The sequence below is a fragment of the Mesobacillus maritimus genome (assembly GCF_023715205.1).
Taxonomy (GTDB): domain Bacteria; phylum Bacillota; class Bacilli; order Bacillales; family Cytobacillaceae; genus Mesobacillus_B; species Mesobacillus_B maritimus_C.
In genome coordinates this window covers 385,970-410,321 of the sequence record NZ_JAMBNR010000002.1, presented here as the reverse complement: position 1 = coordinate 410,321, position 24,352 = coordinate 385,970, and the positions used below count along the sequence as shown (strand labels likewise).

At 38.1% G+C, this 24,352-nt stretch carries 18 protein-coding genes; 4 read left to right on the top strand and 14 right to left on the bottom strand.

The window, feature by feature from the left end; all coding sequences use genetic code 11:
• Positions 1–649 precede the first annotated feature (649 nt).
• The 12 genes from M3182_RS04385 to M3182_RS04330 form a co-directional block, all read right to left on the bottom strand.
• A complete protein-coding gene (locus M3182_RS04385; protein WP_251556908.1) occupies positions 650–2,413 on the bottom strand; it encodes a hydantoinase B/oxoprolinase family protein in 1,764 nt (587 codons plus the stop codon).
• A gap of 4 nt (positions 2,414–2,417) precedes the next feature.
• The gene (locus M3182_RS04380) at positions 2,418–4,466 is read right to left on the bottom strand and encodes a hydantoinase/oxoprolinase family protein (protein WP_251556906.1); all 2,049 of its coding nucleotides are present in this window, start codon (positions 4,464–4,466) and stop codon (positions 2,418–2,420) included.
• Positions 4,459–5,094, bottom strand: a complete 636-nt coding sequence (locus M3182_RS04375) for an isochorismatase family protein (protein ID WP_251556904.1) — start codon at positions 5,092–5,094, stop codon at positions 4,459–4,461. Before M3182_RS04375 ends, M3182_RS04380 begins: the two co-directional genes overlap by 8 nt.
• Before the next feature lie 565 nt (positions 5,095–5,659).
• On the bottom strand, positions 5,660–6,652 hold the full coding sequence (locus M3182_RS04370) for an MBL fold metallo-hydrolase (RefSeq protein ID WP_251556902.1): 993 nt from the start codon (positions 6,650–6,652) through the stop codon (positions 5,660–5,662).
• 497 nt (positions 6,653–7,149) lie between these two features.
• Positions 7,150–8,478, bottom strand: a complete 1,329-nt coding sequence (locus tag M3182_RS04365) for a TRAP transporter large permease (protein ID WP_251556900.1) — start codon at positions 8,476–8,478, stop codon at positions 7,150–7,152.
• A gap of 3 nt (positions 8,479–8,481) precedes the next feature.
• Entirely contained in the window at positions 8,482–8,970 is a 489-nt protein-coding gene (locus M3182_RS04360) for a TRAP transporter small permease (protein ID WP_251556898.1), read from the bottom strand.
• Between the two features lie 7 nt (positions 8,971–8,977).
• Positions 8,978–10,009 carry a TRAP transporter substrate-binding protein gene (locus M3182_RS04355; RefSeq protein ID WP_251556896.1) on the bottom strand — a complete coding sequence of 344 codons (1,032 nt, stop codon included), beginning with the start codon at positions 10,007–10,009 and terminating at the stop codon, positions 8,978–8,980.
• A 70-nt stretch (positions 10,010–10,079) separates the two neighbouring features.
• On the bottom strand, positions 10,080–10,985 hold the full coding sequence (locus tag M3182_RS04350; protein ID WP_251556894.1) for an NAD(P)-dependent oxidoreductase: 906 nt from the start codon (positions 10,983–10,985) through the stop codon (positions 10,080–10,082).
• Positions 10,986–11,213: 228 nt separating this feature from the next.
• A complete protein-coding gene (locus M3182_RS04345; protein WP_251556892.1) occupies positions 11,214–12,683 on the bottom strand; it encodes an aldehyde dehydrogenase family protein in 1,470 nt (489 codons plus the stop codon).
• Between the two features lie 107 nt (positions 12,684–12,790).
• Positions 12,791–13,450, bottom strand: a complete 660-nt coding sequence (locus M3182_RS04340) for a GntR family transcriptional regulator (RefSeq protein ID WP_251556870.1) — start codon at positions 13,448–13,450, stop codon at positions 12,791–12,793.
• Positions 13,451–13,871: 421 nt separating this feature from the next.
• Positions 13,872–15,788 carry a hypothetical protein gene (locus tag M3182_RS04335; RefSeq protein ID WP_251556868.1) on the bottom strand — a complete coding sequence of 639 codons (1,917 nt, stop codon included), beginning with the start codon at positions 15,786–15,788 and terminating at the stop codon, positions 13,872–13,874.
• Positions 15,789–16,011: 223 nt separating this feature from the next.
• On the bottom strand, positions 16,012–16,527 hold the full coding sequence (locus M3182_RS04330) for a helix-turn-helix domain-containing protein (protein ID WP_251556867.1): 516 nt from the start codon (positions 16,525–16,527) through the stop codon (positions 16,012–16,014).
• Between the two features lie 116 nt (positions 16,528–16,643).
• On the opposite strand from M3182_RS04330, the gene M3182_RS04325 reads away from it, so the two are divergent.
• A complete protein-coding gene (locus M3182_RS04325; RefSeq protein ID WP_251556865.1) occupies positions 16,644–16,811 on the top strand; it encodes a hypothetical protein in 168 nt (55 codons plus the stop codon).
• A gap of 572 nt (positions 16,812–17,383) precedes the next feature.
• Complete coding sequence (locus M3182_RS04320; protein WP_251556863.1) at positions 17,384–19,756, top strand: penicillin acylase family protein; 2,373 nt, start codon at positions 17,384–17,386, stop codon at positions 19,754–19,756.
• A 181-nt stretch (positions 19,757–19,937) separates the two neighbouring features.
• Here the strand turns inward: M3182_RS04320 and M3182_RS04315 are convergent, their stop codons facing one another.
• Positions 19,938–20,861 (bottom strand): HNH endonuclease, encoded by a 924-nt coding sequence (locus tag M3182_RS04315; protein ID WP_251556861.1) that lies wholly within the window; start codon positions 20,859–20,861, stop codon positions 19,938–19,940.
• Between the two features lie 876 nt (positions 20,862–21,737).
• Between M3182_RS04315 and M3182_RS04310 the strand changes: the two genes are divergently transcribed.
• Entirely contained in the window at positions 21,738–22,493 is a 756-nt protein-coding gene (locus tag M3182_RS04310; protein ID WP_251556859.1) for a hypothetical protein, read from the top strand.
• A gap of 116 nt (positions 22,494–22,609) precedes the next feature.
• On the opposite strand, the gene M3182_RS04305 is transcribed toward M3182_RS04310, so the two are convergent.
• A complete protein-coding gene (locus M3182_RS04305) occupies positions 22,610–23,569 on the bottom strand; it encodes a zinc-binding dehydrogenase (protein WP_251556857.1) in 960 nt (319 codons plus the stop codon).
• 155 nt (positions 23,570–23,724) lie between these two features.
• Between M3182_RS04305 and M3182_RS26465 the strand changes: the two genes are divergently transcribed.
• The gene (locus tag M3182_RS26465) at positions 23,725–23,796 is read left to right on the top strand and encodes an Ltp family lipoprotein (protein WP_432806686.1); all 72 of its coding nucleotides are present in this window, start codon (positions 23,725–23,727) and stop codon (positions 23,794–23,796) included.
• The last annotated feature ends 556 nt before the right edge of the window (positions 23,797–24,352 follow it).

Genomic DNA, 24,352 nt, shown 5'->3' with positions numbered 1-24,352 from the left:
TACTGCAGTCACAATCGACCCGACAGTTTGGATATGATCTTTGGTAATCTGGCGAAATCTTATTACCGGTTCATCCAGATATTTAGCAAGTCCACAAACTCATCATCAGGAATCATCCCAATCATCTCTACTCAAAAAATCCCCTCTATATTTCCGCTCATTCCCCTTCTTATGTACACCTGTTCTAACACCTTTATAGTCGCAAAACGCTCATCCACATTCTTTCTTCACGGTTAAATTCACTAGTAGTATTTTGACCACAACTATATTATCTATGACAATTGGATTTGAATATCCATCATACCTAAAAGTCCACAGGGCTACCCCAATTGGAAACGGTGCGCCCCCCTTATTCTTGTTCCACAGCTTGTTACACGTAATCATGGACGTTTTCGTTTTCGCGAATTACTGGATCATCATTTATTTGCCGAAATCAAAAACCCAAAACGTCATGCAGACTTTATTTCTTCGTGTTCCTCGTGCAAATTGCTTAAAGTAAAAACTGTACTTTACATCATGCGGGAAGGAGGTTGGTTCTATACTGCCTAAACATAAAAAGCTAAATGTACAAATCAGCGTATGAAATCAATCAACAGAAAAATAGACACCCATGGTTCATATAACCATGAGTGCCTATTTTTCTTTTTATTTACTGAACTACTTTTTCACGGTTTCCAAAGTTAAAGGACTCTAGCTTTCCTCGCTCAAGCTTCATTTTTGCTCGAGTTTCTTCGGTCTTGGCTTGATCTACTTCAAGATGATCGGTAAAAAGAACGCCATAAGATTGTGCGGCTTTCTCGACGCTCACAAGTCCACGAGCCACATCTAAGCGTACTCTTTCTACCTCTCTTTCAAGTGGATCGCCCCATCCCCCACTTCCTCCTGTGATAAAGAGAATTTGGTCTCCTTTTTCTACCTCTACGTTATCAACTTTTGATGGAAGCGGAATACGTGTTCCATCCTTTTTAATCAACATTTTAGATGAGGAAGAACCTGGTTCTCCACCGTTAATGCCCCATGGTTGGATAATCGAGCGGTCATCGTGAATGGAAACGGTTCCTTCTGCCAGAATGGTATATAATTTCTCATTGCAATTCCCGCCACGATTCAAGCCAGCTCCACCAGAATCGGTCCCTGTTTTATACGAATTTACTAATAATGGATAATACGTTTCTAAGTACTCTGTCGGGATATTGACAAACGCTGGCCACCAGGAATGTCCGTCAATCCCGTCGCCAATCGGTCGACCAGGCAATCCTCCGTACATGACTTCCATTAAGTTAAAATAACGCCCTTCATCGTCATACCCAGAATAGATAAAATACGGGCTCGTTCCATACCCTGCTGCTGGACTATTTTCCGGTGTATTGATCGAGAGCGCCCCGCTCAATACATCAAATAGTCGACTCAAGGCATGCGTACGGCAACCTAATGCGGCCGGTGCTTTCGGTCGCATTAGCGAGCCTTCTGGTGTTTTAATATGAAGCACTTCATAGAAACCATCATTAAAGTTAATCGCTGGGTCAAAAACGGAAATCAAGAACGATCCAATGAACATCTTAAACATCGGCTCACTCAAATAGTAGTTGATGGGTCCTGGCGCTTGCTTATCGGTTCCACCCCAGTCAAAATACGCATTATCTCCTTCGCGCCAAACCGTCAGCTTCATTTTAAATGGACCATTTCCTAAACCGTCATCATCAATATAGTCCTCAAAGGATACAGGTTCCGTTGGCAAGAAGTTCTGGATTAACTGACGCATCATGACATTGGTCCGTTCTAGTAATGCATTTAAAGCACTCAAATATTTCTCGGTTCCAAAGCGTTCACATAATTCTTTCACACGCTTTTCAGCTGTTCGGCAGGAAGCGACGAGAGCCATTAAATCACTATAGTTTTCTAATGGAGTTCTTGTGTTTGCTTTCATGATTTTAATGATGGATTCATTCAAAACCCCTTTATCGTATAGCTTTACTGGTGGAAAGCGGACTCCTTCTCCAAAGATTGTTGTGGCCGTAACCGGCATACTGGAAGGCACCGGTCCGCCGACATCCATCACATGACCAAACATCGAGGAATAGCCAACAATTTCATTCTGATGAAAAATCGGCAGAATGATCATCCAGTCATTGATATGAGAAATCGAACCACCTGTACTATAAGGGTCACTGACGAAAATCACATCGCCCTCATGGATTCCTTCCTCAAATTGATTGACAACTTCTGGTACATGGGAGCCAAAGTTTCCAACCACCATTTTGCCTTCTGGGTCGGTGATCATCGGAAAACAGTCATGTTGTTCCCGAATGACCGGAGACATGGCGGAACGGAATAAAGTCACATCCATTTCTTCTTTTATATTCTTGAGTGCGTTTTCAATAATATCGACTGTGATTGAATCAATTTTCACCATAAGCTTATACCTCCTCTTGAATTAACAGATTCATATGCTGATCGACTTCAGCAAAATACCCCGGTAACACAAGTGTTGTACTATCTTTTTGACTAATGATAGCAGGCCCTATTACTTTGTTGGCAGGCTGTAATAATGCTCGATCATAGATTGGGGTTTTCACGAACCGCTCTTCAAAATAAGCTTGATGGTCTGGATCCATAATGGCATGTGAGGCATCCTCTGTTCCTGCTTCGTTCACTGGAATTTCTGGAGAATTCACTTTTCCGACCGCAACCGCGCGAATATTGACAATCTCGACTTCCGCATCCATTTTAAAACCATAAGTTTGTTCATGAATATCGCCAAACTGATTGCTAATCAGCTCTAAGCCATTTTCTTCAATTTTAGAAAGCTGAACTTCAATTGGGATTTCGTGACCTTGACGATAGTAACGCACATCCACTTCATATTTAACTGTGCGCTGCTCTTCAGGAACAGCTTCCTGGTTGAGCCAGTGATCGCATTCCTCGCCAAGGCCCTTAAGCTCAGAAACGACAGTTGAAACGTCTAACTGACTTAATGTATAAATAAAGGTCTTTGAATATTCATTTCGAATTACAGATTGTAAAAATCCAAGAGCCGAGAGAACGCCAGCCGTTGGCGGAATAATCACCGGGAAGCTTCCTGATAATTTTCCAAGCGCATTGGCATGTAGTGGTCCTGCTCCCCCTAAAGCTAACAACGAAAATTCACGAGGGTCATACCCTTTTTCAACTGAGACGACTCTGGTCGCTCCATACATATTTTCATTGACGATATCGTAAATTCCTTTTGCTGCCTTGTAGATGTCAATCTCAAGCTTATCGGCTACCTTCCGAACCGCGTCTTTGGCTTTATCGACATTGAGCTTCATTTCACCGCCTACGAGACTAGGAGGTAAATAGCCTAAAACAACATTGGCATCCGTAACAGCTGGTTCTTCGCCGCCTCGGTCATAACTAGCTGGACCCGGCTCAGAGCCGGCACTTTGTGGACCTACGCGTAAAGCCCCTGTGAGTGGCACGTGTGCAATCGAACCGCCACCTGCTCCAATACTTACCACTTCCAAGGAAGGAGATTTTACCGGGAAGACCCCAACTTTTGTTTCCCTTGAAACACGAGGACTTCCATCATATGTTAAGGATACATCCGTAGAAGTCCCGCCCATGTCAAAGGAAATCACGTTGCGAAAGCCTGTTTGAATTCCGATCATCGCAGAAGCGGTCACTCCACCGGATGGACCGGAAAGCATCGTATGTACAGGTCGAGATGAAGCCGCAGGAATACTCATTAACCCCCCGTCGGAACGGACAATACTAATCCGACTATCAATCTTTTCATCTAGTAATTTCTTCTCGATGTTCGTTAAATAACGTTGCATTGGAGGCCGTACATAGGCATTCATGACCGTTGTCAATGTGCGCTCGTACTCTCTGAATTCAGGAAGGATGTCGTTTGAAATCGTGACAGGAATGTCCGGATTGATGGATTCAGCGATCTCTTTGATCCGTTCTTCATGACTTGAATTCGCATAAGAGTTTAATAGACTGATGGTTAAGCTTTCGACACCCGCTTCATATAGTTCGATGATTTTATGACGAATATCCGTTTCATCCAGCTCGAGATATACATCTCCCTTTGCGGTCATTCTTTCTTTTGCTCCCCGTGTGTAAATCAGGTCTGCAAGTGGATTTGGTTTATGGAATCCCATCCAGGCGCTGATTGGGGCAGGTGTCCAGGAACGTGCTACATGGAGGATTTGCTCAAACCCTTCCGTTGTAATCAAGCCAACCTTTGCTCCTTTTTCTTCTAATACCGCATTCGTTGCCACAGTTGTCCCATGAAGGATCGAGCGAATTTCAGAAATATCCACATTGCACTCTTCACAAACCTTTTTGATTCCCTTCATCAAACCAATCGATTGATCCTTCGTTGTCGATGGTGTCTTTGTGACATAAATTTCACCTGATTCTTCATTTTGCAGAACAATATCTGTAAACGTTCCGCCCACATCAACGGCAACTCTATACATGGCTTGTATCCCCTTCCAATTGATTCATATAGTCCAAAACACTTTCTAAACGCACAACATCTGCATATTTGGTTTTCATGTCGTACAGGTTGGCCTCATGGGCTTTCTTAGAACGATCTCCCACACAGTCTTCGGGAACCAACACTTTATAGCCGTGTTGCATCGCATCAACAACCGTTGCTCGTACACAGCCAGACGTTGTACAGCCAACAACAATGGCCGTTTCGACCTTTTCATACGTTAGAATGGATTGAAGACTTGTCCCAAAGAAACTGCTTGCAAATTTCTTAACGATGAGAGGTTCCTCTTGTTCTCTTCGTTCAAGACGAGGATCGACCTCCACCCACTCACTCTCTTCGGTCAAACATCTTAAAGCAGGGATTTTCTCAACAAAGTAGGCCCCATCCTTAAAATGGGGTTCATAAATAACCGTTGTAAAGATGATAGGTACATCCTTTTGCCTAGCAGCAGCTAGCAATTGTCTAGTCGAGTCAATCTCTTTATCTAAATCTGACCCAAGCGGGCAGTTCGTATCTGTAAATCCTTTGATGAAATCCACGACGATGATCGCAGGTTTTCCACTTGCACCAATGGATTCTCCAAACCCACTAAACTGTTCTGTTTCCATGAAATCCTCCTTTTAGATAAATAGTTTGTTTATTTAGAATATTAGCACACTGTATACAAGAGGAACAACTTAATTATCTATAAAATTAAAATTTTCTAAAAATTATAGTGAATCATCGGTTTTTTATAAATATTAGACCTATTTTTCAAAGGCTATTAAGCCTCTTCTTTGGTTTTGTATACAAAGGAAGAAATGTGCAATTTTCATGAAGCATTGTGATTGGAAGCAATGCAGCTGGCAATTGATGCACCGGAGGTATTCATTTAAAGGGCAGTTGTTTCATGAGTTTATTTTAGGCGATCTGGTAGACAGGACAGTGCTAGCCTCAATAAACTTGAGTCACAGATGTGCCATAAAAAAACAGAGTAGCCCTCTGCTTGGGCTACTCTGTCTTCATTAGATTATTTAGTTAGTATTACAGGGTTATAGTAAAACATTCCGTAGATTTAAAAATCAATTCCTCAAACAAGCTGGGAGAGATTTTTAATCTACGATTCTAATTCCAATCTTCCCAAACTGTTTTATAGCTAGCATTGCATACCTTCTGAGACCGGAGCTCGCTACCCTATGGCTCGATTACCTTTACTTCCTCTCCAATTTCAAATGCCATTAAGTCTACTCCAACTACTACTTCACCATCATAAGTCTTTTGAGCTCTTTCTACTAGCTTTGCTTCTTCTTCCGGAATGAGTAGAGCAATATGTGTATAAGCAGCCAGTTTTGGATTTACTTGTTTAAATACCTCTCCGGCTTGTTCTGGTGTTGTGTGATAGGCTTCAATATTTTTAAGAGCTTCTGATTTGTATTCTTCCTCAGGGTGTTTCACTGAAACAACTTCGTGAATAAGCAAGTCCGTTCCTTTCGCGTGTTTTATTAAATTCTCACTATAAGTAGTGTCCCCTGAGATGACAACTGAACGTCCATCATAATTGATTCGATACCCTACTGCTGGTTTCATTGGCCCATGGTCCACTTCAAAGGCGATGATTTCAATGCCGTTTTCATTATAGACAACGCCTTCTTTAAACTCATGTACATCGGCATCTAAGCCACTCGCACCTTCTACCGTTTTTCTCACTTGGATATCAACCTTATAAGCTTTAAGTGTGTTTTTCACCCAGTCTTTTGTACCCTTAGGACCCCAAACCTGCATATTGTTTTCCCTGCCTCCTCGAGGATCAGGTACTGCAGCAGTGATTAAAATATCATCGAAGTCCATGACATGATCATGGTGTAGATGGGTAACAAACAATTTATCAATCATCCCAGGTGAAATATCCAATTGATTTAAACGCTGAGCTGCGCCTCTTCCTGCATCAAACAGGAAACGTTCTCCCCCTACTTCCACTAAAGTTGAATTACTGAAACGTTCCATCGAAATGACTGGAGAGCCAGTCCCAAGGAGAGTGACTTTAAAATCTGATGTACTTTCGTTATTCTTTTCGTTTTCTTTTGCCGAACTAGAAGATTCCTGCTTCTGCTTACCTCCGCCAAAACCTGCCAAAAGCGCTAAAACTAATAGAAAACAAAATGCAAGGATAACTGACTTCTTTCCCATCTTCAACAACTCCTTTAAATTGGAATGATTAAGTTTCTGATTGACTATTTGATTCCTTTGATGATGAAAATTAATCATCTATATTTAAATTAGATTCCAGCTATTTTCCCCCTTCCTCCATATCCAACCAAAATAAATAATATTTATCCGAAAACAATAATAAATAATATTTATTTAATTGTCAATTTATTATGAATATTTAATAAATTAATTTTTGTTGCCTATGTAGGATGGCTGATTCCTATTAATGGAGCCTACTTTCCTCTGATTTGTTTTCCACCTACAAAAAAAAGAGCCTGTCCCCCGATACAGTAAAGCTTACCTGCACTGAGAGACAGACCCTATTATTACCTAGTTGAAAAGACAATTCACCTGGTTAGCAAATTGCCTTTCTCTTCCCTTTATTTACTTTAAACCATTTTTCCTATTCTAAAATTACAAGGCATTCTGGAGGAATTTATTTGCATTATACTTTTTCCTAAATGTTTGCACTAAAGTTACAATAAGTTAGGAAGGAATAATACAACAGCAGGAACATAGGTAACGATTAACACAACAATAATTGCAACAATAAAATATGGAATTAGAGCACGTACCGTTTGCAATATTGGAATGTTTCCTATTTTTGAAGCCATTAATAAATTTAACGCCATTGGTGGGGTAATTAATCCGACTGACAAATTAACTGTTTGAATGATTCCAAAATGGATAGGATCGATTCCTACAGCCAAAATTAACGGCAAAAAGATTGGCGTTGTGATAACAATCGCTGTAATGGTTTCTAAGAATGTACCAAGGATGAGATAAATAACATTCAACATTAATAAAATGATGTATGGATTGGACGTAATATTCGTGACCGCTTCCGCAAGTTTCATTGGAACTTGTTCAGTCGTTATTAACCACCCAAACACCCCTGCTAAACCAATAATGAGGAGGATCACTGCGCTCATAAGTGCAGAGTTCCCAGAGATGAAAACTAGTTTCTTTAATCCAATACTTCGATAAAGAAAGACAGAAACGAGGATACCATATAGCGCCGCAACCGCACCAGATTCAGTTGGTGTAAAGACACCGGAATAAATCCCACCTAAAACAATTACAGGCATTAACAATGCAGGAATCGCATTAATTAAGTTTTTCTTAAAACTATTCTTCCCCTTTGGGTCCGGTGAGATTGTCTCTCTTGGAACTTCATTGATGACTTCTTCTAATGAAGCGCTCGCCTCAATATTTTTCAATTGTTTATTGTACATAAATCGATTGACAATTAAAAAGCCAACCGCCATTAGTATTCCTGGTACAATTCCACCTAAAAACAATTTAGCAATTGAGACTTCTGCATTAAACCCATAGATAATGAGGGGGATGCTGGGAGGAATTAATACCCCGAGAAATCCTGATGCAGCTGATACCACTACGGCATTTTCACGGGAATACCCTTTTTTAATCATTTCAGGAATCATAATTCCGCCTATTGCAGCAACTGTTGCTGCTGCAGAGCCCGAAATCGCACCAAAAAATAATGAGGCAATAACCGTTACATGTGCTAATGCTCCTTTGATTTTCCCTATGACTCCATTAATTAGATTTATTAAATGTCTTGAAATAGCCCCTTCTTTCATAATATCCCCAGCTAGAATAAACAAAGGGATCGCCATTAACGAAAACGAATCTAAGGAACCAAAGCTTTTGGTCACTACGACAATCGTATTAGAAGGGTCGGATACAGCCCAATGGAATAATGCACCGAGGCCAAAGCTAAATGCAATAGGAATCCCGATTATCACGAGAAAAAAGAATACAATGAGTGTCCACAAAACCATCTTCTACCCCTCCTTAGTACCACTGGTATTGGAATTGATTCTAGGTTTCTTAGGGAAAAGTAAGTAGATACAATTGATTGACATAATAACACCGCCTAGTAGCAATGCTGATAATGGCCAAGCCATTGAGATTTGGAGGGCAGGGGTAACCTGCCCCATTTCAATGGTATCAATGATCAACTGATAAGCTAAATAGGCATAGGAAGCTGTAAAAACCAGGATCAGCACGGCTCTAAGCTTTTGCAAGATTTGTAGAAACTTCCCCTTGATCACCAGATCCAATATATCTACATTTAAATGAGAGTTTAAGTAAATGGCAGTGGAACCCATAATCAAAACCAAATATACCATTATATATCGGATAACCTCTTCTACCCATGGTAATGACATTTCAAGGATAAACCGCGTTAATACCTGAAGATTGGCTAATAGTGTTAATACCAGCATAAAGATACCCGTTAGATAAATGAGTGATTTGTTCATGCGTTCCATCGATCATCTACTCCTTGTATTCAAGCATTTTATTTACAAGTTCTTCACCTATTTGCGGGCCCACCTTTTCATATGTTGGTAGAGCACTTTCCTCTAGACGCTTCAATTCATCAGGAGATAAACGGTGTATCTCTACTCCTGCTTCCTCCATCATTTCACCATATTTGACTTCCATCTCCAGGCTATATTTCGTTTGTTCTTTTCCAACTTCTTGTGCTAGTTGTTTTACTATTTTTTGAGTATCCTCAGGCATTTTATCCCACGTTTTTTTACTTACGATAAAAGCTAGAACACTGTAGATATGCTCTGTGTAAGTGAAATATGGTTGTACTTCCGAAAATTTAGAACCATAAGTTAAGCCAGGACCATTGTCTTGACCATCGACAACCCCTTGTTGTAACGCTGTATATAATTCATTAAAGGCCATTGGCGTTGGAACCGCGCCAATCCGTTCAAACCAATCCATTGAAGACGGGTTCTCTACTACTCTCATTTTCAAGCCTTTTAGATCATCTATGCTCTTGATTGGACGTTTTGAATTTGACATCGAACGATTGCTATGGTGCCAATAAGAGATTACTTCAAACCCCTTGTCTCTTGCATATCCAGCAATTTCCTCTCCAATCGGTCCGTTTACGATTTCGTCTTTCTTCCCTTGATCATTCGGGAAAATATACGGTAAATCCCATACTTGATACTCTGGAACAAAATTGCCCATTGCAATTGTCCCAATTAGGCCAGCATCCACTACTCCTTGCTGCATTCCCTCTAACATTTCCCGATCGGCACCTAACTGACTAGCAGGATACGATTCTACTTTTACTTTTCCATCAGTCTCTTTCTCCACTCTTTCAGCAAAAACATCTACATACTTTTGCCAAGGGTGGTCCGTATCAGCAGGGCCAACGTGACCAAGCTTTATGACAATCGGTTTATCTGAAGATTCTCCTCCAGCTTCTTTATTTGTATTTCCACAGCCAATTAGAAACATGGATAACATGAGCGTACTCGAAAGAACAAAGGCCAGTTTCTTTTTCATAGGTTTTAATCTCCTTTCACTGTTTTATTGGAGTTTATTAGTGTGAATATTCAGAAATATTTGCTTGCACTTATTTTACAACTGGAATACTTCTGTCGATTTTCTTATTATTTATTTGCTCTAAAAGCTTACAAATCGACGTGTGGTCTTCATGTTCAAAACCTTGAGAACGTGCCCCGTTATAAATTTGGCAAGTTAACGATCCCATTAGAGAAGTTAATCCATATTGTTTAATTGCTTCTGAGAATAGACCAACATCTTTATGCATTAACCCTAAAGCAAATGTTGGGTTTGAATAATCCCCGCTTACAAGATGTTTTCCGAAAACTTCAAGTGTTTTACTCCCTCCAACGCTATTATCCAGGATTTCTTTTAACTTCTCTGGCTGAATTCCACCTGCTGAAGCTAAGATAAATGCTTCACTTAAAATCGTTGTCGTGGTCGCAACAACGATATTGTTGCAGATTTTAGCAATAGAAGCTGTGCCGATGTCTCCTAAATAAAATATATTTTTCCCAATGTCATTTAAAATCGGTTTTACTTGTTGGTAATCTTCTTCAGAAGCTCCGACCATAATGGAAAGGGTACCCGACTCCGCTCCACCTGGACCACCACTAACTGGGGCTTCGATATACCTTAATCCATTCGAGCGACATTTTTTCCCTGCATCGATAGCTGTCTGCGGATCAATTGTACTTAAGTCAATAATCAACGGACGATGATTTACTCCAAGTAAAGATATTCTTTCTGTCATTTCGTTTACCTGAACAGGTCCTGGTAAGCTAAAAATAATCGTACTACTTTCCCCTATCGCTTCTTCAAAATTCACTACCCCTTCGGCCCCAATGTTTACAGCTCGAGCAACCGCTTCGTTTGACGGATCACTCACCATTACTGTATACCCTTTGCTAATTAACGTTTTGATTACACCAAATCCCATTCTTCCTGCTCCAACAACTAACACTTTACCTGACAAAAAAATCACTCCTCTTATAGTAGGTTCATTTATTAAATAGAAAAAATAAAGTATATCGTCTTTTAAGTTAGCGCTTACAAAATTGGTTGTATTCATTTAAGGTTATGAAACAGTGGATCTATTTGAAGTTAGGGACTGTAATAATTCCTATACCTATTACAGCCCCACATTTCTTAAGTAATAAAACATCAAATTCGGTAAAGTAAGAGCTTACAAATCTATATAGTTTTAATCATTAAAATCAATCATGATACTCTTTACCTGTGTATAACTATCTAGCATTCCCTCTAAGGAAAACTCCCGGCCGATTCCACTTTGTTTATAACCGCCATAGGAAAGGCCTGGCATTTGGGCAGCTCCACGATTAATTTGAACCCATCCTGATTCAATTTTGCCTGCTGTTTTCAATGCCTTTGTTGTGTCATTTGTCCAAATAAAAGCAGCTAAACCATAGGAACTATTATTTGCAGCTTGGATGACATCCTCTTCATTCTCCCACGGTAAAATTAAAAGAACCGGACCAAAAATTTCTTCTTTAGCCAATCTAGTTTTATCATTTTTAGTAGCAAAAAGGGTTGGTACATGATAATATCCTTTTGCTAATGGACCATCCTTTGGTGGAAGTCCGCCCATGATTAACTCTACATTTTCATCTTTTATTCCTTCTTCAATGAAGGCACTTACCTTATCGAATTGTCTTTTGTTTATGATTGAACCCATATCAGATTCTTCATCTAACGGATTCCCTACTTTGAGTTGACTTAATTTCGCGGAGAGTTTTTCTACGAAGCTATCAAAAATGGAAGTATGCAAATATAGACGTGTTCCCGCAGAGCAAGATTGACCTTGACGGGCAAAGCGCATGGCTGTAATAATTCCATCTACTACTTTATCTGTATTGGCATCTGGAAAAACGATTTGAGGACTTTTACCGCCTAGTTCTAAAGAAACTGGAATAATCCGATCAGCAGCAGTACGCATGATGGTCTTTCCTACTGCAGTGGAACCAGTAAAGGTTAATTTATTTATTAGTGGATGGCTGGATAAAGGTGCCCCACATTCATCTCCAAAACCAGTAAGTACATTGACAACACCTGGTGGTAAATATTCTGCACAAATTCTTGCTAGTTTTAAGACACCTAGTGGAGCATCTTCAGCCGCTTTTAAAACAATGGTGTTCCCTGCAGCGATTGCAGGGGCAATCTTTAAGGAGGATAACTGAACAGGTGCGTTCCACGGTACGATTGCTCCAACGACCCCATACGGCTCACGTTGTGTATATGCCATTAAATTATTATCGATTGGACAAGTGCTTCCCCTAATCTCACTTACTACACCAGCAAAATAACGGAAGATATCGATGACACTTTTCACTTCTCCCCTAGCCTGAGTTCGAATGGCATTCCCTGTTTCAGTGGAGATTGTTCTTGCTATTTCTTCTGCTTGTGCTTCTACAGCATCGGCAATTTTCCATAAAAGCTTTCCGCGTTCAGTTGTTGGGACTTCTCGCCAGCTTTTGAAAGCTTCATGTGCTGCCTTTACGGCAATATCAACATCCTCTGCAGTGGCTCTTGGTACTTCCGCAATCACAGAGCCCCTCTCAGCGGGATTTTCAACACTAAAAAATTTTGCATTTACACTAGGAGACCATTTCCCATTAATAAGCATCAATTCTTGTACAACAGATACAGATTTCACTCTAACACCTTCCTTATGAAAATAATTTTGTTATATATCATTCCTCTCACAACCTTTTAATTTGATCAGGTTGCGGAAGGGAATCAACAATTTTTATAGTTTCATAGTTACTTAAGGCTCGTGATGATGTTGTGTACGCTTATATACTTTTGTAAGGCATCGTCTACATGTGCTGCAGCTTTTTGACGTGCCCCTTCTTTATCTCCTAATTTAATACACTCAAGAATTTTTTTATGATCAATTAATGACCTCTCCATTTGACCATGTAGAAATAATGTTCTAATCCTCGATAAATAAGATTTTTGGTTTAATAGCTCTACCAAATTTATCAACTCATTATTCTCAGTTCCCTTCACGATGACATGATGGAATTCTTGATCAAGATGGGAATACTCTTTCACATCATTATTTCGAATAGCTTCTTTTTGTTTGTTTATGATCTCTTCAAGTTGTTTTAAAATGTTTTCACTAATGTGGTCACAACACACTTCGACAGCAAATGTTTCCAATACCATCCGAAGCTGTGTGATGTCTTTGAATTCCTTTATGGTTAAATCTTTTATAAAGGCTCCTTTATAAGGGATGAATTCTACCAACCCTTCAGACGATAAAGTCTGCAGTACTTGCCTAATTGGTGTGCGGCTAACATTATATTTTTGAGCTAGTTCTCTTTCTGGTAGTCTCTCACCAGGCTTAAAATCTTGATTAATAATGCCTTGTTTAATTTTAGAATGTAAGTTCTGAATAATAGACGAGTGCTCATTCATAATTTCATCTCCAGAGAAATTTGGTATACCAACATTTGTGTTTTAGTGTACCAAATTTTCTGTATATTGTATACAATTCTGTATAAAAAATTCTGAAATTTTTAGTCTTTCGTTGAAATAAAGCCTTTTCTTCAATAAAAAATGACCTGTCCCCCAGAGTAGTAATGCTTCAACTACTCTAGGGAACAGGCCCCTATTATTCAGGACATTGTACTTGTACCACATTATCCTTTTCCATGTATTATATAATTGTATATCATTCTAAAAGCGGACCAATATCCCTAAAACTAATTGATTTTATTTTTTCTAGAATCAGTATTAGGGTTAAGGAATGAGATCGTTATTGAACTTATTTTCCAAGATTATACCTAAGAAATGACTTATGTATACTAATAATAAAGTTATATCTATCTACTCATTTTCACTTTGAATCTTGTTGAGCATTATTCTCTTTTATACATAAGTCATCATTTATTTTAATAACGATTATGACAAACAGTTTAAGAATCAAGTAATAATCTATCTCGTATTGTTTCTCGTCATTAGTATTTGTTCCATGTAAATACTTGTTTCGTATATCATGACCATTGGTAAATTTCGATTTATTGAGATAATAATCTAGATAATCTTGTTCATTCCTTGAGAAAAGACCGGTTTCGAAATCAACAAGACCTCGCCTACTTAACTCATCTATCAATATTTGTATATCCTTAGGATAATTCCAATAACTCATAACTTCTTTATAATAGAGTTCCTTAAGAACAATTATGACCATCCGGTCAACAAACTCAATGTTTCCCTTATTACTCTCACAGATTAAGTTATTTTCAAATAACCATTGCATTCTTATCAATTGATTTTCATGAAAATCATCTCTTGTTAACTTTTCAGTACTTATCAAGTTAAAAAAATTATTATATTTTTTTCCTTTTTTATTAGGTAGATAGAATATTCCACTCTGGTCGGAAAACAGTAAATATGATGCTTTCTTATACCAGTCGCTTAAAGAGTAAACATATTTCTTCTTATTAAATGACCTAATGTCTTTAATCTTAAAACTTGAAGATGACATTTGAATTAATTCCTGGTCTATCATTCCATCTTCAGTCAGCGTGTTATACTGTTTAAAAATTCTATCTATCTCAGGTAGAATAGTTCTACATTTTTCGAAGTATGTAGCTTCACTAGACGGCATTTTAACTACAAAATTATCTATGGAGAATTCTTCTTTCAAGTAAACATTAAAAAACCATTCAATCATCTCTTCCAATCTTATACCAATAGCATCTAATTCATTAGCGTAGCTATATATCTCTGCATTAGATAGCATTTCTTTTAAGCGAAATGAAGATGATTGGAAATACAAATGGTCAGCTTGTGATCTTATTACTGACTCTAGAGCAGAGCTTTGACTTTTTTTAGAATCAAGTTCTAATCTCATATTTTCATCAACAAATCCAAATAGATAAATAAAATTATTCCAAAGTGTAGGATAATCAACATTTTCCTCAATCCACTTTCGACTGAACTTGATATCTGCTGTTCTACCATCCATACTATATAAGACAGCTTCATCTTGGTCATTCAAGTAAGTAATATTAACTCCCGATTCAATACCTACTCCATTTTTAAAGATTTTTTCTTCCTCTTCTTTAGCTTTCCTCTTAGCATGCAATCTGATTTTATCACTTATGATTAAACCCTTATTTGTTGGAAAGTTAATGATCTTTCTCAATTCATTGATATCAACAAGTTCTGAATCAATATATAAATCAATAAGATTTAACTTATCTGATTCAGTCATTGATGGTGGTAGATATAATTGGTCTTCTTTTAGATACTTTGAAAGAATGACCTCTGCGTTTCTAGGGTCAGATAATAAAATATCTTTAACTGCTTTATCGTAATACTCAGTCAATCTTTTAAACTTGAGTATTGAATAAATATGTACATCTTTCCTTTCGAGAAATTGTTTAAAATTATTTATATCTATCCTTTTATATAACTTGTAATTTTCAAAAACTTCAAGGAAATCATCTGTGTAATCATAATCAATTTCCCCATATAAATTGACGAATTCTATTCCTTGATGACCTACAAATCTACCAATTTTTTGTTTAATTTTCTGTATATAAGTTTCTATGTCAATACTTGTCTCTTGAACTATATAATTTCTAAATCTTTCAATGTTTATGTACTTCAATATATTATAAAAATCTAATAAATCAGTAATACTCCAATTAGACTCAATTGCATTAGTATTAACCCTTTCTACTATTTTTTCCATTTCCCAACCATAAGCCATATCATTTTCTGAATAGAATTTTATTCCTTGCATATGTTCTCCTTTCTTTACATTTTCAGAATAATATAAGATTATTAGTCAACTATCAGATAGATTAATTTCCTTGATAAATCGACTCTTGAACTAAATATCTCTTAAACTGCTTTTCCATATCGCATTTCCGGATATCGGGGTCAGTTCCCACTATATAAGAGCGTTAATGCTTAATCATACTGATTCAGGCACGGTACCAGGGCCTAACTTAGTAATTACAATCTTATTCATTAGGGATCAGCGTATCATGCTGTAATTCAAAAAGAATTTCATCTGTTTCATCTAATGAATAAGAGTTATTTATGCACAACATGATAATTACATCTCTTTCATTTCTTGCATATAATTCGTTATGACCTGCTTTTTTTAATAGAGTGTTTGAATCTTCAACTCCTAGCTCTAATCCGAAACAAAGTTGCAGTACTTTGTCTCTACCTGGTTGTTTTTTCCTCCCATTTAGCACCTGATAAAAGTAATCCTTGCTAAATCCCGCCTTTTCTATGACTTCTTTATTAGATAAACCCTTAGAAATTATAATTTGGGAGATGTATTGTCCCAAACTTGCTTTAAATGTCTCATTTTTAATTCTTTTAATTGCTTTTCTTACTTCAGTTGAACCTAAAATTGTATTGATTAAACTAGAATATCCTAAAGTCGTTGAAGATGAAACATGAACCACATTTCTATTTTTCATTTGTTCTTTTACCCTATTCAGGTTTAATTGCTTCTTTTTCTCCACTTCGTTAACTTCCTTCCCATGAGTGTACTCTCAGCACACCAAATTAAATTGTTAGTGTTTTATATTTAATTTATAAAATATTTCAAATTTAAAACGAAAAGGATGGGGATTTTAGGATGAAAAATACTATTAATGTATTAACCATTATTTTACACGTACTGAAACTTATGAGGAAGCATAAAATGTCGAAAAACGAAGCTGCAGCAACCACCGCTGCGCAATTTGGTATAAGTCTAAGTGACGTGCTGGAAGTGATAGTAGAATACCTAAAAAAGAAAGACTAAACAAAAACGCTTGAATTTCTTTTCTCGTTCGCTTTCCGAAAGTAATATATATAAACATAATATATCGTAGGATAAAAAGGGACTGTTCCCTTGCAAGCTTTACTTTAAATAGGAACAGTCCCAATTATTATCTAATTTTCTTGCTATACTGCAAACAATTTGAACATTGCAATTACATATATACAAGCTTATACCCTTCCTACCATCAATCACCCCGTTTCTTCATCCGCTCCTGCAGGTTTTAAGTCAAAGAGGAGTTTTATCGTTCCTGCACAATTCCTTTACACTTTAACTCTTTTATTCTTGTATTTACTTTTACATAAGTAAAGATATGTTTGGTAAATCAATTAATGAGTTCTTGTTCCTCCTTGCAGAATCATTCTATTTTTTACGCCTTAGCGTTAATTGATATTTTTCCCATAGTATGGATCCACTTAACACAAGGTACACAAATACCCTATTTTAATGTCGAAATATTCTTTCCTCATTCAATAGGGTTCGATGATTATTCAACAAATTTTTCATACGTTCTAAGCTATAGTAAAAATATCCTAGTCTAAGGGGGAGTTTAATTGAGGAAAAAGAAATGGCTGTTCGTTTTATCTACTTCTTTTATAGCTGCTAGTTTACTGGCCGTACCTACTGTTGGCAATGCAAAGCCTAATGCGAATCCAGTAGCCTCTGCCAATCTAGCAGTAGAATCGACAAAACTACTAAACCATCAAGGGCAACAGATCAAAATTGCCCGAGACTCCTTTGGTGTTCCACATATCTATTCTGAAACTGATACCGCGTTGTTTTTTGGAGCAGGCTACGCCATGGCTGAAGACAGGCTCTGGCAGGCTGAACTTTCCAGAATGGTTGCAAGCGGCAAAATGGCTGAGGTTTTTGGAGCCGGAGAGAATTCTGGAAATTTAAATCAAGACCAAGTCATTCGTCGTGATGGCTATACAGATGAAGAAACTTTACAGCAGTTTAATTCTCTACCAGATTACGTAAAACGAGGACTTACTAGCTATATTGATGGCATCAACCACTACATAGAAACAACACCTGCTGCTTCATTACCACCTGAATTTCGTGGTGCCAAACCACAGAAATGGACTGTCCTTGATTCTCTTAAGGTTCAGCAATTGATGGTCCGTCGATTTGGTGAAACCGGTGGTGGAGAACTGAGCAAGCTTACTCTATTAAACAATTTACAAAAAAAGTTTGGAGAACAAGAAGGTCTGAAAGTATTTGAAACCGTTTACTGGAAAAACGATCCGACCGCTCCGGCTTCCCTATATACGCAAACAGATAAATCGGTTAAAAAAGCGAACAAGCCTTCGGCAACTCAATTCCCTAACAGTGAATCTGTCGCGGAGCAACTTGAAAAAGAACAGCAAATGAAACTGAAAATCGAAAAGGAATATGGCTTCCCTTCTAAAGGTGGAAGCAACGCTTGGGTGATCAGTCCTTCACGCTCGGAATCCGGTGGAACTCTGTTGCTGGGCGGTCCGCAAATGGGATTTTCTGTTCCACAAATCGCTCATGAAATCGGCATCCATGGTGCAGGTTATAACTCTGTCGGGATGGCATTTGCGGGAGCCGCCCCAGTTCCACTGATTGGCCGCGGGAATGACTATGCATGGACAACCACCACAGGGATGGGAGACCAAATCGATACCTTTGTATTAAAGATAAATCCTGAAAATCCGAATCAGTATCTTTATAAAGAAAAATGGAAGGACTTCGAGGTCAGAACGGAAACAATCAAGGTAGCAGGCCAAGCGCCTTTAGAGTATCAAGTGTATCGAAGTGTCTATGGACCGGTTGTCCATAAGGATGACAAAGTTGCTTATACACAAAAGCGCGCTCATTGGGGCCAGGAAATCAATGCCATGGTTGGGTTTTATGATTTTAACCGTGCTAGCAACATCAAGCAGTTTGAAAAAGCGGCGAAAAAAATACCAACCTCTCATAATTTCTTATACTCTGACAAACAAGGAAACATCGGTTATTGGATCACCGGACAAAATGCAATCCGAGCGGAAGGAACGGATCATCGATTGCCGATGATTGGGGACGGTTCGGAAGACTGGAAAGGTATTCACTCTTTTGAGACCATGCCTCAGGCGATTAATCCTGCACAAGGCTATGTTGCGAACTGGAACAATAAACCGAGTCCAGATTGGGAATTTACAGAAACAGCATATGGACCAACCCATCGAGCAAAATTTATCATTGACCAGCTCAACACTATGAAAAAAGTATCCTGGTCGGATATGGAGGAATTGAACAAAAAGGCCGGTCATATTGACTTGGATGCTTATTCATTTAAGGAGCTCCTTTTCTCCAAACTGAATCAAAATACCCTTTCACCAGAAGCGAAACAAGCCGCCAATCTTATTGAGAACTGGGATATGTATCAGTTTGACGAGAATGAAGATGAGTTTTATGATGAGGCAGGTTTAACAATTTTTAGAAGCTGGCTTAGCCATGTTAAGGCAGTAGCGTTTAAGGAATTGCAGGGAGTCGGTGGGGATTCAAATGACCTCCTTTACCATGTCCTTCAAATGGATGACGAAGAACTCTCAACTGAATATAGCTTTTTAGGGGATCTAGACTTGAATAAAATTGTCCAAAACAGCCTAGAAAGTACTGTTGAGGAACTTATTAAGAAATATCCAGAAAAAGAAATGGAAGATTGGCTAACGAAGACTTCTAAAATAAACTTCCAGCAGTTGGGTGGACGTGGCGTCGGACCTATTCTTAACATGAATCGTGGAACCTATAATCAAATCGTGGAATTTATGAAAAACGATGCTAAAAGTGTTAATATCCTGCCACCAGGTCAAAGCGGGAATCCTACCTCCCCACATTTTGATGACCAACGAACTCTTTTTGCTAACTGGGAGTACAAACCAATGGTGCTTGATATCTTAAAGCCGAATAAGAAGTAATTGGGACACAGGAACAGGCACCTTGGACCGCTATCAAGCGGTACAATGGTACCCTGTCCCTTTTATCCCTCAAAGCATAACTTTTTCAATCCAGTTGCCATTAGAAGAAGTTCCTTAATTGGAACTTTTTTAGTGGCCATTAGCATTTACTCATTTTGAAGATCTCCTTCACTTACACCCCTTATTTCATCTTAAAGATATGCTTCTTATGCCACTTAAAATAATCCCTATTCTCCGGATGCAGTTCAATTTTTGTCATTGGGTTTAATTCATACTTTTCATACTCTTCTTCATTGATCACAGGTGAAATATGCAACCTACCTTGTCCATCAAAAGTTATGAATCCATGATCATAGAGTGCTTCATGGTTATAACATAGAAGGACGCCGTTGTATGGATCTACCCGTTCTTCATTGGTACTATCTTTCCAAGGCTTAGAATGGGTCGCTCTAACTAATTGCGGTAAATCAATCCCACACAATGCACATCTATCATTCCACAACGGGAAAAGTTCTTTTCTAAACAATTGTTGCCCGATTCGGATCTTCGCTTTCGCTTCCGACTCTGTTTCTGTAATCACCGGAATGAGCGTATTATGTTCGGTGCTTTTGACTTCATCGATTCCAAATTCTAATTGTTCTTCACTCACTTGATAAATATTGGTTTCGATCAGGATCTCGAGTAATTTAATAGCGAGTTCTTCATTACATGGATAAAGGTATCCTTGATTCCCATTGGCATCCTGATTGAAAGGCGAATATTTTACAGGAAGTAGTGGGCAAATTTCATGAAAATACTCATGTATATTAAGAGGTTGATCTAATTCGTGGTAATCTAGTTTCACCAGATATCCTTCTTCATTCCCATGATCTTCATTTAACATCACGGTAGGTTTTTTTCCTATACCACACTCTTCTTCAGCGATACTAATCGCAACGATATTCCCTTTTACATAATGAAAGACGCGGTCCCCTTTCGAGACTTCCTCCATTCGCTTCCATGAATGCGGGACCAATCCTCCCTTATCTTGCAGAGGAACCCAAATAATTCCAAGTTCTTTATCTTCTTGGTATGACTGACCTTGCATGACGATGAAACTATTCAAGTTTTGTTTCCTCCTAATGACCTAATCCTGATATCTCTATTTTACAATAATGGATTCCGATAATATACGACCTTCTCTTATTCTTCGCTAAAAAAGGTGACCTAGTTATAGGCCACCTAATCCTTACCAAATATTCTCCTTAATAACCTCTTTTTTAAAAACCGAGAAACGATTTTCAATATAGGTTACCTCTATTAATATTAGCCGACCTTGGTTTCGATTCGTTTGTCCAATTTGTAGGACTCAAAGTTGATTTCGGTCTTTCACATTTTCTTGAACACAGGGTATAACACCTAGAAGTATCCTACCTAGCAACCCGTTACGAGTAGTCTATAAGTTCGCCCCCCATCTATTGGACGAGGGCAACCAATTTCGGGTTTGAATTTAGCACATAGTGTAATTTTGTAATAGAAAGGAATGGGAGGCTCAATTTTAAAGTATAAATTTCCAATGACCGGAGTTTTTTTAATTGGAACAAACAAAAATTAGGATAAGTGAATGGTAGAGGAAAACACTTGGGGAATAGATGATCAGGACTTAAATTCGAAAATGAGAAGAAATCAAAAGTAAGAACCTATTCGTCATACAAGATAGGTTCTGGCTTATTTCTTAAATAACCTTCCCCGATTGTGGAATATCAAAAAACCATAACTAACGGATTTGTTTATTAATTGTTTTGCTAAAGTACCCGTTAGAAGAATTAAAATGTTTGTAGGAATTATATTGTACCAATCACGACAAATTTATAAATAAACTCAGAAAAATATCGAATGGAAAGCACTATGAAAGATTCTCAGCACTAGCTGTTTTGACAAACCTTTCATAACATAATTACACTCTCCTTCTTTCATATTAAGTACTAAGGAGATGATGACATTGTCAATATTTGATCATAAGAAAAATAAAAAAAGCGGTCGGACAAATCAAGGTCAATCGAAGCTAGGAAATACTTTTGGTTCATTGTTTGCAAATTTGGTCGAGTTTGCTAGAGAATTTTCGCCAACCCTTAATCAAAAGAGCATTTTTTCTAATACCCCTAGAGCGAAGCTTTCAACCAATGCCAAACATAAAACCCAGGAAGAGATTGCCAAAGAATTCCTTCCTTCAAACGATCAAGAAAGTAGGATGTCAAACGCGTTTACTTCATTGAAAGCACAATCGAAGAGCCAGGAAGAGATTGCGAAAGAGTTCCTTCCTACAAACGATCAAGCAAATAGAATGTCAAATGCGTTTGCTTCTTTGAAATCACAACCAAAGAGCCAGGAAGAGATTGCAAAAGAGTTCCTTCCTACGAACGATCAAGCAAATAGAATGTCAAATGCGTTTGCTTCTTTGAAATCACAACCGGAGAACCAAGAAGAGATTGCGAAAGAGTTTCTTCCTACGAACGAACAAGCAAGTAGGATGTCAAATGCGTTTGCTTCTTTGAAATCACAACCGAAGAACCAAGAAGAGATTGCGAAAGAGTTCCTTCCTAAAAACGAGCAAGCAAGTAGAATGTCAAATGCGTTTACTTCTTTGAAATCACAACCGGAGAAACATGAAGAGATTGCGAAAGAAATTGCTCCTTCTAAAAACCAAACATTTAACCATGATAATGGTGCAAATTTGGGTAATGAGAAAACTAAGTAAGGATAATTATTTTTAAAAAAAAATTGAAAGCCTGTGAAATTTTCCTTGTTGTAAAATTTCACAGGCTATTTTATTTTAAAGGAGAGTTTTGTCACAACCTCTCTTACAAAGAAAACTTACACTTCTTCAAATACTGCTACTAAGCGGCCTTTTACTTCGTGATTTTTGAGTTTTTCTAAGCCTTTGTCGACCTCTTCAAATGGGATTGTGATAAGAGTTGGACTCATTTTTCCAGTAGCGAAGCAATCATAAACACCTTTTAAGTCTTCTACTGACCCACCATTACTTCCTAAAAGCTTAATTTCTTTGGTAATCATTAAATATGTGTTGATATTGGATTCTAATTTACCCATACCAACAATCACAACTGTTCCTTGTGGTCTTACAGCTTCCAGTGCATCAGCAGTTGTTTGTCCAAAACCAGCAAAGTCAACAATGACGTCACATTCCGCTTCTTTCATATCTAAAATCGTGTCGAAAACTTTATTAGCCCCTAGTTCTTCCGCAAGTTTTCGAGCTTCTGGAGAAACATCTGTAGCGTACACTTCACAACCTTTAATCAACGCCATTTGCAAAGCAAATTGACCAAGGCCACCGATCCCGATAATTCCTAATTTTGTACCTTCTTTTGCTTGTCCAATACTGAAAAGAGCACGATAAGCGGTAATTCCTGCATCTGTTGAAGCTGCCCCTTCTACAAAGGACACTCCTTCAGGAATGATGACACATTGTTGAGCAGGAACACGTACTTTTTCTGCATAACCGCCGTCATAAGTGTACCCAGCAGTTATTTTCGTTTCTCTATCCATTGGGTTAGCCCCGACGCGGTCTCCAACTTTAATATTTTCTACACCTTCACCCACTTCAATAACAACCCCAGCAAACTCATGTCCCATAATAACAGGACCATTTGGGAATAGTGGCATCCAACCCGGATCTTGTAATGCTGCAACGTCCGAATGGCACAGACCCGCCGCTTTCACATCTATCACAACGTGACCTGGAATCGCTTTTGGATCCTCTTTTTCAATTAATTCTAATGGTTTATTTGTGCCTGAAAATAGCCAGCCTTTCATGCAATCGCCTCCAAATTGTTTTACTCCTTCATCGTACCATTTGCGGTGTAAGAGAAGGTTCCGCCAAATGTGAATATTCTATAACAAAACTTGGCTCCCCTATATATTTTGGACCATTTTTGTTCCATTAACCTACCTATTCTTTCTGAGATCAATTGGTTTCTGATTACGGTGAAAAATTCACACAAGAAGAAACCGATTATACGATTGCGAATTTAAATAAATAATTCGCAAAAACCCTTAACCGATTATTGGTTAAGGGTTTTTTATAGTCAATCAAGAATGATCGATGTGTCATAACCTGTATTCCCATGTCTAGATCTTTTGAACTTATCAACCCTAAAGGGTCCTACGTTTCAAGAGGAAAATTTGGTTCTGTTAATAATAACTCAGTAGTACACACGAAAGTCCCTCACCTAACAACCCGTCACGAGCACCAATATTGATCCAATACCACAATATAATGGACGAGGGCATGCTGTTTCAAATTTGAATTTAGCACATAGTGTAATTAGAGGTTATAGAGGTTATAGAGGTTCTGAAGCACAAAATCCCAAAGACTTGAGTCTATAAAATTGGAATAATCCAGAAAATTAGTGTAAGAAAATGGATAGAGGAATACGCTTGGAGAATGGGTAATCTAAGGCTAAATTTTACGTACAGTGCCTAGCGCGCCCCGAAGTGGCCAAGAAATTACCACTGGTGACAAGCCGTCACAAGTATTCTCGAGTTTCTGTATTGTACGATAAAGAGCCATAGACAACAGGATAAAGAACAAACAAA